The following is a 13,036-nucleotide window of genomic DNA, read 5'->3' as shown; positions in this document are numbered from 1 at the left end:
ACCTCTTCCTTCATTTAATAGTTACAAAACCGTAGCGAGCGGTTCGCGCAGCAGGTTTTCTTATTTCCAGGAGCGGTGGTAGGCGCCGAGTGTGTGCTGCTGGCCTTCGGCCAGTTTGTCCATCGCCGCCATCCAGCCCGGCTTGACGGCGTAGCGCTGCTGGCCTGTACGGCAGGCGTCGAGGCTGTCGATGGCTTCGCGCCACACGCGCGTGACCTGCGCCACGTAGGCGGGACTGCGCTGGCGGCCTTCGATCTTCACGGCTTTCACGCCCATGGCGACCAGCTGCGGCAGCAGCGCCAGGGTGTTCAGGCTGGCCGGCTCCTCGATGGCGTAATACTGCTCGCCGTCGACATCGAAGCGGCCCTTGCACAGGGTCGGGTAGCTGGCGTTTTCACCGGGGCCGTAGCGGTCGATCAGCACGCCGTTCAGGCGCGATTCGAGTCCGGCCGGCGTTTCCGCCCAGCGCACCGCCCTGGCCGGCGAACACACGCCATGGGTGTTGGGCGCCTCGCCGGTGGCGTAAGACGACAGCGCGCAGCGCCCTTCGACCATCACGCACAGGCTGCCAAAACCGAACACTTCGATCTCGACCGGGGTGTTGGCGATCAGTTGCTCGACCTGCGCCATCGACAGCACGCGCGGCAGCACGGCGCGCGAGACGCCGAAGTGTTCATGGTAAAAATTGATCGCCTCGTAGTTGGTGGCCGAGCCCTGCACCGACAGGTGCAAGCGCAGCTGCGGATGGTGCTCGCGGGCATACGCCATCAGGCCGGGGTCGGCGACGATGATGGCGTCGAGGCCCGCATCAACCGCGCGGTCGATGGCGCTGCGCCAGATCATGCAGTTATGCGGCTGCGGATAGGTATTCAATGCCAGCAGCACCTTGCGCCCGTGCTGGTGGGCGTAGCGCACGCCTTCGGCGATGGCCTTTTCATCGAAATTGAGGCCGGCGAAATTGCGCGCATTGGTGGCGTCGCGAAAGCCGAGGTAGACGGTGTCGGCGCCATTGTCGACGGCCGCTTTCAGGGCCGGCAAACTGCCGGCCGGGCAAACCAGTTCCAGTGCTCCGGCCACGCGGCAAGGAGTGGATTTTTCAAGCTGCATGATGATGATTTCCTGTATCGGCTCAGGGTCGAGACTATAGCCCCGCGCCATGTGGGCAGTCCTTGACGCAGGTGAAGGAATGGACGCATGGCCGCCCTCCTTGCGCTGTAGAATGCGCCACTGCCATCGTGCCTAACTCCTATTCATTCCAGCCACCGCCATGACCCGCAAACCCCTGCTGATACTGCTGTTGACTCTATTTCTCACCGCCCTGCAAGTGCAATGGGCGTGTCCCGAAGGCCAGGACATCGACGGCACGCACCTGTTCTCGCCCGAAGTGCTGGGCGTGTATCCGGGCGTGCTGCTGTTGTTCCTGCTGGCCGTGTTTGCGCGCCGCCAGATGCCGCTGCCGCGCCAGAGCGCCATCTGCACCGCCATCCTGGCCCTCTGGTGGCTGCTGGCGAACTACATCACGTTCGGCATCCGCGTGGCCGCCTGGAGCACGTTTTCGCCGGCTGAAATCTGGGGCCAAGTACTGCCCGCTTCCCTGGCCAGCATCGCCATCTGCGGCGGCGCGTTCTTTGCAACGACACTGCTGATTTTGCGCGAAAAGCGCTGGGACAAAAAGTGACGGCCAGCCGTTTTTCACCTGGATCAAGGTTCTGGCCATTGCTGGCACAAGTCCTTTGACGGCACTACATTTAGTCGATAACCTTCAATAAAACACCGCATGTTGTGGTCATTGGAGGTTTTATGTCAGCTAGTTCAGCATCCGCATCACCGTCAAAAAACAGCGGCCAGGTCGACGTCGCCGCATCGATCAACGAATACCTGGAGCGGCGCGACTGGCGCGTCAACGCCAACGCCAACCAGGGCTATTCGCTGGGCGGCCTGATACTCAATGTGTCGGGCAAGGTGATCGCCAACTACTGGCTCGACCAGGTCTACCCGCCCGACGTGGGCGCGGCCCACCGCGAGGCGGCCCTGCATATCCACGATCTCGACATGCTGGCCGGTTACTGCGCCGGCTGGTCGCTGCGCACCCTGCTGCACGAAGGCCTGAACGGCGTGCCGGGCAAGGTCGAATCGAGCCCGCCGAAACACATGTCGTCGGCCATCGGCCAGATCGTCAATTTCCTCGGCACCCTGCAAAACGAGTGGGCCGGCGCGCAGGCCTTCAGCTCCTTCGACACGTATATGGCGCCGTTTATCCGCAAGGATGGCCTGGCCTATGCAGACGTGCTGCAATACATGCAGGAGCTGATCTACAACCTCAATGTGCCGTCGCGCTGGGGCACGCAAACGCCATTTACCAACCTGACCTTCGACTGGGTCTGCCCGGAAGACCTGCGCGAGCAGATTCCCGTGATCGCCGGCGTGGAGATGCCGTTTTGCTACGGCGAGCTGCAGCGTGAAATGGACATGATCAACCAGGCCTACATCGAGATCATGATGGCCGGCGACGCCAAGGGGCGCGTGTTCACGTTCCCCATCCCGACCTATAACATCACCGCGGATTTCGACTGGCACAGCGAGAACGCCGAACGCCTGTTCGAGATGACGGCGCGCTACGGCCTGCCCTACTTCCAGAACTTCATCAACTCGGAACTCAAACCGAACATGATCCGCTCGATGTGCTGCCGCCTGCAGCTGGACCTGCGCGAGCTGCTCAAGCGCGGCAATGGCCTGTTTGGCTCCGCCGAGCAGACCGGGTCGCTGGGCGTGGTGACCATCAACTGCGCGCGCCTGGGCTACCTGTGGCGCGGCGACGAAGCGGCGCTGCTGGCCGACCTCGACCGGCTGCTCGAACTGGGCAAGACCAGCCTGGAAATCAAGCGCGCCACCATCGAAAAACTGATGCAGGAGGGGCTGTTCCCGTACACCAAGCGCTATCTGGGCACGCTGCGCAACCACTTTTCCACCTTGGGCGTGAACGGCATCAACGAGATGATCCGCAACTTCAGCGGCAACGCCCATGACATCACCAGTGCCGAGGGCCATGCGCTGGCGATCCGCCTGCTCGACCATGTGCGCGCGCGCATGATCGAGTTCCAGGAGCAGACCGGCCATATGTACAACCTGGAAGCGACGCCGGCCGAAGGCACGACCTACCGCTTCGCGCGCGAGGACCGCAAGCGCTATCCGGCCATCCTGCAGGCCGGCACCGACGACCATCCCTATTACACCAATTCCTCGCAGCTGCCGGTCGGCCACACCGACGATCCGTTCGAGGCATTGGAATTGCAGGACGCGCTGCAGCGCAAATACACGGGCGGCACGGTGCTGCACCTGTATATGACCGAGGCGCTGTCGGACGCCAACGCCTGCCGCGAGCTGGTGAAACGCGCGCTGTCCCGCTTTTCGCTGCCGTATATCACCGTCACGCCCACCTTTTCGATCTGTCCGCGCCATGGCTACCTGGCCGGCAAGCACGAGTTTTGCCCCACCTGCGACGCCGAGCTGATCGCCCGCAAGCAGGCCAATCTGACTACCCTACTGGAGGAAACACCATGAACGCACGACAACATCTGACACCCGTGATTGAACTCGACGACAGCGAACGCCAGCGCTGCGAAATCTGGACCCGCGTGATGGGCTATCACCGCCCCGTCGCCTCGTTCAATATCGGCAAGCAGGGCGAATTCCACGAGCGCCAGTATTTCAGCGAAGCGCGCGCGGGCGTCTCGGGGCCTGTGCGCTGCCGTTGATGGCAAAGAACCTCAAGGTGGGCGGCGTCACGCCGTTCTCCGCCACCGATTACCCGGGCAAGCTGGCCGCCGTGGTGTTCGTGCAGGGCTGCCCGTGGCGCTGCGGCTATTGCCACAATCCGCACCTGCAGCCGAGGACAGTAGATGGCGCCATCGCCTGGGATGACGTGCTGGCGCTGCTGCGCCGACGCACGGGCCTGGTTGACGCGGTGGTCTTCAGCGGCGGCGAAGCGTGCATGGACCCGGCCCTGGCAAGCGCCATGCAGGACGTCAGGGCGATGGGATTTGGCGTGGGCCTGCATACGGCCTGCATCTATCCGCAGCGCTTGCGCCAAGTGCTGCCGCTGGTTGACTGGATCGGTTTCGATATCAAAGCCGCTTTCACGCAGTATCGCGCCATTACCGGCATTGCCAACAGCGGCGATCCGGCGCGCGCCTGCCTCGACGCCATCCTCGCTTGCGGCGTCGCTTATGAATGCCGCACCACCATCCACCCGGCCTTGCTGCCCGACGAGGCGCTGCTGGCGCTGGCCACTACCCTGGCCGGAAAAGGGGTCGAACACTATGTGCTGCAGCAGTTCAGGGCCGACGGCTGCGCCGATGCCGGCCTGGCCGCCAGCGTGACGCCAGGCTACCCTGCCGCCGCCACGCTGGCGCAAATCGGCGCGATGTTTCCGCGTTTTACATTCCGTAATGGCGGCCATTGAGCCGGCATGCAATAAATGTTTGAAATGCTATCGTTCCGCAACGCTGAAATGCCCTGCTTGCTGTAATGTATCAAACTGCGCCGCGCACCAAGTTGGCGCAAGTTTGATCTCTCACCCAGCATCACAGATAAGCGTCATCCATGAACGATTTCACCGCAGACCGCCAGGCATTGAGCCTTCCTCTTCATTCCGATATCCTGTACGGCCCGCCACGACCGGATCTGCTGCAAAACGAGGTGCTGGCCGACCTGCTCGAAGCGACCGCCAGGCGCTGCCCTGAACAGATTGCCCTGATCGACGGCGAGCGCCGCATCAGCTATGCCGAACTCGATGCCAGCGCCAGCCTGGCCGCCTCGCGCCTGGTGGCGGCCGGCGTGCGGCCCGGCGATATCGTCGGCCTGTGGCTGCCGCGCGGCGCCGATCTGCTGCTGATGCAGGCGGCGATTGCCAAGGCGGGCGCCGCCTGGCTGCCCGTCGATGAAGACACGCCCGTCGAGCGCCTGCAGGTCTGCCTCGATGACGCCAATGGCGCCGGCATTGTCAGCTGCGAGCAGTTCGCGCCGCGCCTGCTGGACGCCGGCCTGACCCGTCCCGTGTGGACGGCGGAAAGCCTGCTGGCGCCCGCAGCTCCCGGCGAAACCTTGCACGTTCGCCATGCCAGCTTGCCCGAACACCCGGCCTATGTGATCTATACCTCGGGCTCGACCGGCAAGCCCAAGGGCATATTGATCTCCCAGCGCAGCATCTGCCATTTCCTGCGCAGCGAGAACGCGGTGCTGGGGGTCATGCAAAGCGATACCGTCTACCAGGGCTTTTCGGTCGCTTTCGACATGTCGTTTGAAGAGATCTGGATCGCCTGGCTGGTGGGCGCCACCCTGTGGCTGGGACCGAAAGAAATCTCGGGCGACCCGGAAGCGCTGCCGCGCGCACTTGGTGCCAACCAGGTCACGGTGCTGCACGCGGTACCGACCCTGCTGGCGCTGTTTGCCGAGGAAGTGCCGAGCCTGCGCCTGATCAATCTCGGTGGCGAAATGTGCCCCGAATCGCTGGTCGAGCGCTGGTCGCGCCCTGGCCGCGCCATGTTCAATACCTATGGCCCGACCGAAGCGACCGTCTCGTGCAGCCTGGCACGCCTGCAGCCGGGCCAGCCGGTGACCATCGGCACGCCGCTGCCCAATTATGGCCTGCTGGTGATACAGGTGGCGGAACCCGGCGAAAATCGTCCGCTGGCCTTGCTTGCGCGCGGTGAAACGGGGGAACTGTGCATTATCGGTCCGGGCCTGGCCGACGGTTACCTGGGCCGGCCCGACCTGACAGTGGAAAAATTCCTGCCCAACCCCTGGGCGACGGGCCCGGACGACGCGCGCCTGTACCGCACCGGCGACCTGGCCCGCATCGATGCCGATGGCCAGGTGCTGTGCCTGGGCCGCGCCGACGATCAGGTCAAGATTCGCGGCTTTCGCGTGGAGCTGGGCGAGATCGAAGCGGTGCTGGCGCAACAAGGCGGCGTCGGCACGGTGGCGGTATTGCTGCGCAAGGATGACGGCATCGACCAGCTGGTGGCGTATATCGTCGGCAGCGACGACGCGCCCGACGACGCCCTGACGGCCAGGACCTTGCGCGCCGCGCTGAACCTGCATCTGCCGCCGTATATGGTGCCGGGCCGGTTCGAACTGCTGCCGCTGATGCCGCGCCTGACCTCGGGCAAGATCGACAGGAAAGCCTTGAAAGCGCTGCCTTTGTGCGCCCCGCCGCCGGGCGAAGCGGGTGTATCGGACGTGCCGGAAACGCCGGCCGAAGCGGCGCTGTTCGCGGCGCTGGCGCAGCTGTTCCCGGGCCAGCCGATCATGCGTCGGGCCGACTTTTTCAGCGACCTCGGCGGGCATTCCTTTCTCGCCGCGCGCCTGGCGTCGAGCCTGCGCGCCGATCCCCGCTACGCCCACATGACGGTGCGCGACATCTATCACAACCGCCAGGTGGGCAAAATCGCCGCCGTGCTGGCCGAAGCGCCCGCGCCGGCCGTGCCGGAGGCCGACTGGACGCCGCCGTCGCGCGTCAAGCGCTGGGTCTGCGGCGCGGCCCAGGCTGCGGCCGTGCCGGTGTTAGTGACCCTGCGCATGGCGCAGTGGATGGCGCCCTTCTTTACCTATCATTTCTTTACGGGCGACCCGGGCGACACCGTGGCGCGCGCCGTTGCCGCCTCGATCGGCGTGTTCCTGCTCGCCACCCTGGCCGAATTTGCCATCGCGATCGCCGGCAAATGGCTGATCGCCGGGCGCCTGAAGGCGGGCAGCTATCCGCTGTGGGGCATCACCTACTACCGCTGGTGGCTGGCCGACCGCCTGGTCGAATCGGCGCCCACGTATCTGCTGAGCGGCTCGTCGCTCAACAGCTGGTGGCTGCGCGCACTGGGCGCCAAAGTGGGCAAGGAAGTGGTGATCGGCTCGATGACCCTGCGCGCGCCCGAACTGCTGTCCATCGGCGACAACGTCAGCGTCGGCAACGCCGTCAACTTTGAAAACGCCCGCGTCGAACGCGGCCGTCTGCTGCTGGGGCAAATCACCATCGGCAACGACGCCTGCATCAGCTCGTATGCGATCCTGGAAGGCAATACGGCAGTGGGCGACTTCGGCCACCTGGAAGGCCAGTCGGCGCTGGCCGATGGCGGGCAAGTGCCGGCCGGGCGCATCTGGACCGGTTCGCCGGCGCGCGACACAGGCGCGTTTGACCCGGCCAGCCAGCCGGCGCGACCGAAAGTATCCAAGGCGCGCCTGACCGGCGAAACCCTGTTCTTCTGCTTTGGCATGGTGCTGATCGCCGTGCTGTTCTTTATGCCGGTGTTCCCCAGCTTCGTGCTGATCGACTGGTTCGACGAACGCGACATGATGCCGTGGCTGCAGGGGCGCGACCCGACCGTCCAGCTGGCGCGCTATTTTATCCTGGCGTTTCCCGCCAGCGCCGTGCTGATCGTGTTGACGGCCCTGCTGTCGGCCGCCATCCGCTGGGGCGCGCTGCCGCGCTTGAAACCGGGCACCTCGGCCGTGCACAGCAATATCTATTGCGCCAAATGGCTGGTCAGCCATATCCAGGAGTCGAGCCTGAACGTGCTGCACGGCATTTACGCCACCGTGTTCGCGCCGTACTGGTATCGCCTGCTGGGCGCCAAGGTCGGCAAGGGCGCCGAGATTTCGACGGCGCTGGGCGTGGTGCCCGACATGCTCACACTGGGCGACGACACCTTTATCGCCGACGCCGTGATGCTGGGCGACGAGCAGATCGACGGCGGCTGGATGACCATGCGCCCCACCGTCATCTCGCACCGCAGCTTTGTCGGCAACGGCAGCTATATCCCCGACGGCACCATCCTGCCCGAACACGTGCTGATCGGCGTGCACACGCATGCGCCGCGCAATGCACAGATGCATGGCGGCGACACCTGGCTGGGCTCGCCGCCGATGCACCTGCCGGCGCGCGAACAGGTGAGCGGCTTTGCCGAACACCTGACCTTCAAGCCGTCGGCGGCACGGCGCCTGGGCCGCAGCCTGATCGAAGCGTTTCGCATCGTCGCGCCGCATGCGCTGGTGATCGCGGTCGGCTACACCCTGGTGCTCGACGTGATGCCACTGGCCGGCGCCGGGCGCTGGGGCGAAGTGGTAGCCGACCTGGCGATGGCCGGCGTCGCTTACGGCATCGGCAATTTCCTGCTGGTGGTGGCGCTCAAATGGCTGCTGCTGGGCCGCTACCGCAAGCATGCGGCGCCGATGTGGACGCCGTTCGTGTGGCTGTCCGAAGGCGTGACGAACCTGTACGAAGGCATCGCCGTGCCCAATTTCATGCGCTACCTGCGCGGCACGCCGTGGCTGCCGCTGGCCTTCCGCCTGCTCGGCTGCAAGATCGGCCGCGGCGTCTACATGGACACCACCGACCTCACCGAATTCGACTGCGTGCATATCGGCGACCATAGCGAACTGAACGCGCTGACCTGCCCGCAGACGCACTTGTTCGAAGACCGCGTGATGAAGATCGACCACGTGGAAATCGGCCAGCGCGTCTATATGGGGCCGCGCAGCTCGGTGCTGTACAGCGCCAAAGTCGGCGACAACGCGCGCCTGGGCCCCTTGACCCTGGTGATGAAGGGCGAGCATATCCCGGCCGGCAGCAACTGGGCCGGCTGCCCGGCGGCGCCGCTGCGTCAGTGAGTTTCGCGCAGTACTGGTCGGGTGATGGCGTGCTGGTGATCGGCGTCGAAGCGGCCATGAGCCGAAGCGAGGCGCGGCAGCGCATCCGCCTTGCCATCAGCGAGGCGGCGGCGCAGTGGCTGGGGCTTTCCATCGATGACGTCAGCGTGGAATCGCAGCCAGGCCAGGCACCGCGTTTGCTGCTTGCGGGCCGCATTGCAGGCCTGGCGATCAGCCACGACGACGGTATCTCGCTGGCCGCCATCGACCTGCATGGCGCGGTCGGCATCGACGTGATGCGGGTGATGGAGATTGCCGACTGGTTTGCCGTGGCGACGGATTACCTGGGGCCGCAGGTGGCGCAGTCGCTGGCGGCCTGCCCTGCCGGGCAGCGACCGCTGGCCCTGGCGCAGGCCTGGACGGCGCGCGAGGCGGCGCTCAAGTATGCGGGCCTGGCGCTGACCGAATGGGACGGCAAGGCTCCCGCCTGCCGCTTGCAAGCGGTGCCCGTACCGGCAGGCTATACGGCGACGTTGGCGTACTAAGCTGGACTTTATCCATACAGACTGCGTATCGAGGCGCAGGCGGGTGACCACGCACAGTTGCTCGCGCACGCCGGCAAGCAGGTTCAATGCTGCAAAACTGCTGTCGGCGACGACCACGATGGACCGCTCCGGCAGCCATCGCTTGACCATCCATAGTAATTGCCGCGCCCGGTCGGTGAACTTATTGGGGCGGCGCTTGCGGTCCAGGCAGTAGCGCTCCGACGACGCCAGCACCGAACAGAACGGTCATGCCCAACAACGTCCGGCCCAAGGAATCGGCGCCACCAGCATCAGGCACAGCCAACGCAAGCCGCTGGCCTTGACGAAATGGCTGTGGCTCGATCGCACTGGATCGCGATAGATTCCCCTGGCAGCGATCCTGGCGCCACGCCGGCGTTCAATCGTGTCGTCCAGGGCCATGAGCACGGGTCCCTGCGGCACGAATGCCTGAAGCAGCAAGTATTCTGTTCGTCATAACCTCACAATAATTTCTTGCTACTTAATCCTCTTCCCTGCCCGCGTTGCAGCCAAGCTGGACAAAAATCAGTTTGACGACAATACTGACGAGCACTCCCAGCACTCCGATCAATTCCAGCATGGCGTTTTCCTTGCAGTGATGGCGACCAGACCACTGTAACGTTTGCATGCACGCACGGCCAATATCAAATACGGCGCCCGGCGATCTCGAAAAGGCATCCATGATCACCATCAAGCAGTTCCGCTACTTTGTCGAAATCGTCGATGCGGGCAGCTATTCGCGCGCGGCGGAAAAACTGTATATCGCGCAGTCGGCCCTGAGCCGGCAGATCAAGGAACTGGAAAACGAAGTGCAAGCACTGCTGCTCACGCGCGACGCGCGCCATATCGAGCTGACCGCCGCCGGCCAGGTGTTCCATGAGCGCGCCAAACGCATCCTCGACGATATCGAGGAAACCGTGCGCCAGACGCGCCATGTGGGCCAGGGCGCGGCTGGCATTATCCGCCTGCTCCATTCGAGTTCCGTCACCCTGACGCCATCCATCGGCGCGCTGCTCAAGCGCCTGCTGGCGCAGTTTCCCGGCGTCTCGCTCGATGTATCGAAAGGCTCATCGGAAAACCAGGCGGCCGACATCGAGGAAGGCCGCGCCGACCTTGGCCTGGTGCGCCTGCCCACCTTGCGCAAGCACGCCAATATCGTCGTGCGCGAGCTGTTTACCGAAAAGCTGGTGGTGGCCGTCTCAAAAGACTCGCCGCTGGCGGCGCAATCGCACACCACCATCGCCGCCCTGCGCGACGAGGCGTTCGTCTCGATCCCGCACAAGGACAGGGGTGGCCTCAGCTACCTGGTGGCGGGCCTGTGCCTGGCCCAGGGTTATTTCCCGAAGGCGGCGCGCGCGCTGTCGCGCAAGACCTCGCAGCTGAACCTGATCGAAGCGAACCTCGGCATCGCCATCGTCCCCGACAGCATGCGCCTGGTGGCGCCGCCGGGCGTGCATTTTCTCAGCCTGCCAGAGGAAGTATCGTCGACCGTGGTCGGCCTGGTCTCGCCGCGCGAGGCCAGCGGCATGGTGGCGGCGTTTGCCGAAGCGCTGGTGCGCGAGATGGCGCCGCTGGCTCAGCCTTCCGCGTAAAGCAGCGCATCGGCCTCGCGCACGGCCGACGTCAAGAGCGCCAGTTTCATGATGTCGAGCTGGCCGTCGGTGCGCACGCGCGAGCACAGGTCGATGCCGTAGGGGCGCACCTGGCGCAAGGCGGCGGCCACATTGCTGTCGTCGAGGCCGCCAGCCAGGAATACCGGCACGGGACTGGCGCGCACGAAGCGCGCGCTGATGGCCCAGTCATGGGTCCTGCCGGTACCACCGAGTTCCGGCACGGCGCCGCACGGCCTGCCCGAATCGAGCAAAAAAGCGTGAACGTGGGGCGCATAGGCCCCTATCATGCCCAGCGCCTCTTCGCCTTCCACATGGATCACCTGCACCCGGCGCACCTGCGGCTGCAGGCGCGCCAGTTCAGCCACCTCGCGCGGGTCGATATGGTTGACAATCTGTACCGTCGTCGGCAAGGTTGCCGCGATATGCCCGGCGATGCGGCTGGCGGTGGTCTCGGCTGTCAATAAAAAAGTGGCGACCGGCGGCGGCGTCCAGGCGGCAATCTTCGCGATGCGCGCGTCGGGGATCACGCCGGGGCCGGACGGCATGGCCGCCACCAGGCCCAGCGCGTCGGCGCCGGCGGCAATGGCCAGTTGCGCTTCGTCGATGGAAGCGATGCAGCAGATCTTGATACGGGTTCTCATGATGGTCAACATTACAACACGCTGCGCGCCACCAGGCCAGCCACGCGGTCAAGCCCGCGCACAATTGTGGCCCCGATTGACAGGCGGCGGGCGCCAAACGATACTGGCTCGCTCCATCTTGCACAGACAGGTAGCAATCTCATGGCCGATTTCGAGATACGCAGGCAGTGCCCGCCACAGCTGTGCGACTGCGCGCGCGAACCGCTGTTGCAAGATGCGCAGGCCGACCTCGCCATCCTGCGCCTGAACCTGACGCAAGAAAAGCACCTGCTGGCCCATATCGAGACCATCAGCACGCTGGAAGGCTTGCGCAAGCTGGAAAGAAATTTGCAGAAAAACCTGGGCGTGGTGCTGCGCATCGCTCCGGCAAGCGGCGAAGTGCGCACCGTGCGCGGCTTCCAGATTCAATTGCTGGAGCAGCCCGGCCTGTGCCGCAAGACGCGCGCGGCGATTCCGGCGGCGGTGCGGCGCTGCCTGGTGGCGCATCCGGAAATCGCGTTTGCGATATTGAATGAAAATGATTTGCTGGGTGGCCTTTGACCGAATTGTTCAGGCCGCTTTGATGGAGATAATCTTTCCTTTGGCGGCCCTGGCCCTCAACTGGCCGCAACCGCCCTCCACATCCTGCCCCGCCGAATCGCGCAGCTTGGTCAGCACGCCGCGCTGGTGCAGGCGGGCGGCGATGGCGCGCGCCTGCTCCCAGCTGGGGCGCCTGAACGGCAGGTCATCGATGGTGTTGTAAGGGATCATGTTCAACACCGCGTACTTGCCCTTCAACAGTTCGACGATGCCGTCGAGCTCATCGTCGCCATCGTTGACGCCTTCCATCAGCGTCCATTGATACTGCACCGGGTAACCGGTCAGGCGCGCATACGACTCGCCAAACGCCACCAGTTCGCTCGGCGCGAGTTTCGGCGCGCGCGGCAGCAGTTGCTCGCGCAAGGCGGGCTTGGTGGTGTGCAGGGACAGCGCCAGCGCCGGCTTGACCCTGCCTTGCGGCAGGCGCTCGAAAGCGCGCGGGTCGCCCACGGTGGAAAACACCAGGTTCTTGTGGCCGATATTGCCTTCCGTGCCCAGCAGTTCGATCGCTTCCATGACGTTGGCAAGGTTATGGGCCGGTTCACCCATGCCCATGAAGACGACTTTTTTCACCGGCCGCAGGGTGCGCGCCAGCACCACTTGCGCCACGATCTCGCCGCTGGTGACTTGCCGTATCAGGCCGTCGCGCCCCGTCATGCAGAACTGGCAGCCGACGGCGCAACCGACCTGGCTCGACACGCACAGGCCGTCGCGCGGCAGCAGCACGCTTTCCACCGTCTGCCCGTCGTGCAAACCGACCAGCAGCCGCGCCGAACCGTCGGCGCCAGGGTGGGTGCTGAGCAGCTTGAGCATGCCCTGCAATTGCTGGTCCAGCGCGGGCAAGGCCTCGCGCACCGGCAGCGGCAAGAAGTCTTCGGCGCGGCGCCGGCCCTGGTCGTGCGGCTGCGCCTGTATCCAGTCGCGCAGCACGCGCTGTTCGTGCAGGGGCTTGGCGCCCAGCGCGCGCAGGCGCTGGCGGATGGCATCGATTTGCATGGGC

At 64.9% G+C, this 13,036-nt stretch carries 12 protein-coding genes; 8 read left to right on the top strand and 4 right to left on the bottom strand.

All coding sequences use genetic code 11. The features are described from left to right. Positions 1 to 60: 60 nt before the first annotated feature. Positions 61 to 1,107 (bottom strand): peptidase U32 family protein, encoded by a 1,047-nt coding sequence (locus tag CD932_RS20990; protein ID WP_094444744.1) that lies wholly within the window; start codon positions 1,105 to 1,107, stop codon positions 61 to 63. 160 nt (positions 1,108 to 1,267) lie between these two features. Between CD932_RS20990 and CD932_RS20985 the strand changes: the two genes are divergently transcribed. The 6 genes from CD932_RS20985 to CD932_RS20960 all read left to right on the top strand — a co-directional run bounded on the left by CD932_RS20985 (position 1,268) and on the right by CD932_RS20960 (position 9,185). Further along, positions 1,268 to 1,678: a hypothetical protein gene (locus CD932_RS20985; protein WP_094444743.1), complete on the top strand. Its 411-nt coding sequence runs from the start codon at positions 1,268 to 1,270 to the stop codon at positions 1,676 to 1,678. 122 nt (positions 1,679 to 1,800) lie between these two features. Further along, complete coding sequence (locus tag CD932_RS20980; RefSeq protein WP_094444742.1) at positions 1,801 to 3,561, top strand: ribonucleoside triphosphate reductase; 1,761 nt, start codon at positions 1,801 to 1,803, stop codon at positions 3,559 to 3,561. Continuing rightward, positions 3,558 to 3,755, top strand: coding sequence for an anaerobic ribonucleoside-triphosphate reductase (gene nrdD, locus CD932_RS20975; RefSeq protein ID WP_094444741.1), 198 nt, complete (start codon positions 3,558 to 3,560; stop codon positions 3,753 to 3,755). The genes CD932_RS20980 and nrdD overlap by 4 nt, the downstream gene beginning before the upstream one ends. Next, positions 3,755 to 4,462 (top strand): anaerobic ribonucleoside-triphosphate reductase activating protein, encoded by a 708-nt coding sequence (locus CD932_RS20970; RefSeq protein WP_094444740.1) that lies wholly within the window; start codon positions 3,755 to 3,757, stop codon positions 4,460 to 4,462. Before nrdD ends, CD932_RS20970 begins: the two co-directional genes overlap by 1 nt. 140 nt (positions 4,463 to 4,602) lie before the next feature. Then, positions 4,603 to 8,661: a Pls/PosA family non-ribosomal peptide synthetase gene (locus CD932_RS20965; protein ID WP_094444739.1), complete on the top strand. Its 4,059-nt coding sequence runs from the start codon at positions 4,603 to 4,605 to the stop codon at positions 8,659 to 8,661. Further along, the gene (locus CD932_RS20960) at positions 8,658 to 9,185 is read left to right on the top strand and encodes a 4'-phosphopantetheinyl transferase superfamily protein (RefSeq protein ID WP_094444738.1); all 528 of its coding nucleotides are present in this window, start codon (positions 8,658 to 8,660) and stop codon (positions 9,183 to 9,185) included. The genes CD932_RS20965 and CD932_RS20960 overlap by 4 nt, the downstream gene beginning before the upstream one ends. 499 nt (positions 9,186 to 9,684) lie before the next feature. Here the strand turns inward: CD932_RS20960 and CD932_RS28420 are convergent, their stop codons facing one another. Continuing rightward, the gene (locus CD932_RS28420) at positions 9,685 to 9,894 is read right to left on the bottom strand and encodes a hypothetical protein (RefSeq protein WP_141213330.1); all 210 of its coding nucleotides are present in this window, start codon (positions 9,892 to 9,894) and stop codon (positions 9,685 to 9,687) included. Here CD932_RS28420 and CD932_RS20950 point away from each other — a divergent pair. Continuing rightward, positions 9,884 to 10,795, top strand: a complete 912-nt coding sequence (locus tag CD932_RS20950) for a LysR family transcriptional regulator (protein WP_094444737.1) — start codon at positions 9,884 to 9,886, stop codon at positions 10,793 to 10,795. The genes CD932_RS28420 and CD932_RS20950 overlap by 11 nt on opposite strands. Here the strand turns inward: CD932_RS20950 and CD932_RS20945 are convergent. Then, positions 10,780 to 11,457: a phosphoribosylanthranilate isomerase gene (locus tag CD932_RS20945; RefSeq protein WP_094445295.1), complete on the bottom strand. Its 678-nt coding sequence runs from the start codon at positions 11,455 to 11,457 to the stop codon at positions 10,780 to 10,782. The genes CD932_RS20950 and CD932_RS20945 overlap by 16 nt on opposite strands. Positions 11,458 to 11,598: 141 nt before the next feature. Here CD932_RS20945 and CD932_RS20940 point away from each other — a divergent pair, with 141 nt between their 5' ends. Further along, a complete protein-coding gene (locus CD932_RS20940; protein ID WP_094444736.1) occupies positions 11,599 to 11,997 on the top strand; it encodes a hypothetical protein in 399 nt (132 codons plus the stop codon). 9 nt (positions 11,998 to 12,006) lie between these two features. On the opposite strand, the gene CD932_RS20935 is transcribed toward CD932_RS20940, so the two are convergent. Continuing rightward, a complete protein-coding gene (locus CD932_RS20935) occupies positions 12,007 to 13,032 on the bottom strand; it encodes an RNA methyltransferase (protein WP_094444735.1) in 1,026 nt (341 codons plus the stop codon). Positions 13,033 to 13,036: the final 4 nt, after the last annotated feature.

The sequence above is a fragment of the Janthinobacterium sp. PC23-8 genome (genome assembly GCF_002250505.1).
Taxonomy (GTDB): Bacteria; Pseudomonadota; Gammaproteobacteria; order Burkholderiales; family Burkholderiaceae_D; genus Janthinobacterium.
The sequence above is the reverse complement of the archived record's forward strand: the minus strand, read 5'-3'. Positions and strand labels throughout refer to the sequence as shown.

Bases quoted from the DNA above. Each gene is read 5' to 3' on its own strand.
- CD932_RS20940 (WP_094444736.1), top strand. From the start codon at position 11,599: ATGGCCGATTTCGAGATACGCAGGCAGTGCCCGCCACAGCTGTGCGAC.
- CD932_RS28420 (WP_141213330.1), bottom strand. From the start codon at position 9,894: ATGGTGATCATGGATGCCTTTTCGAGATCGCCGGGCGCCGTATTTGAT.
- CD932_RS20950 (WP_094444737.1), top strand. From the start codon at position 9,884: ATGATCACCATCAAGCAGTTCCGCTACTTTGTCGAAATCGTCGATGCG.
- CD932_RS20935 (WP_094444735.1), bottom strand. From the start codon at position 13,032: ATGCAAATCGATGCCATCCGCCAGCGCCTGCGCGCGCTGGGCGCCAAG.
- CD932_RS20990 (WP_094444744.1), bottom strand. From the start codon at position 1,107: ATGCAGCTTGAAAAATCCACTCCTTGCCGCGTGGCCGGAGCACTGGAA.
- CD932_RS20965 (WP_094444739.1), top strand. From the start codon at position 4,603: ATGAACGATTTCACCGCAGACCGCCAGGCATTGAGCCTTCCTCTTCAT.
- nrdD (WP_094444741.1), top strand. From the start codon at position 3,558: ATGAACGCACGACAACATCTGACACCCGTGATTGAACTCGACGACAGC.
- CD932_RS20980 (WP_094444742.1), top strand. From the start codon at position 1,801: ATGTCAGCTAGTTCAGCATCCGCATCACCGTCAAAAAACAGCGGCCAG.
- CD932_RS20985 (WP_094444743.1), top strand. From the start codon at position 1,268: ATGACCCGCAAACCCCTGCTGATACTGCTGTTGACTCTATTTCTCACC.
- CD932_RS20970 (WP_094444740.1), top strand. From the start codon at position 3,755: ATGGCAAAGAACCTCAAGGTGGGCGGCGTCACGCCGTTCTCCGCCACC.
- CD932_RS20945 (WP_094445295.1), bottom strand. From the start codon at position 11,457: ATGAGAACCCGTATCAAGATCTGCTGCATCGCTTCCATCGACGAAGCG.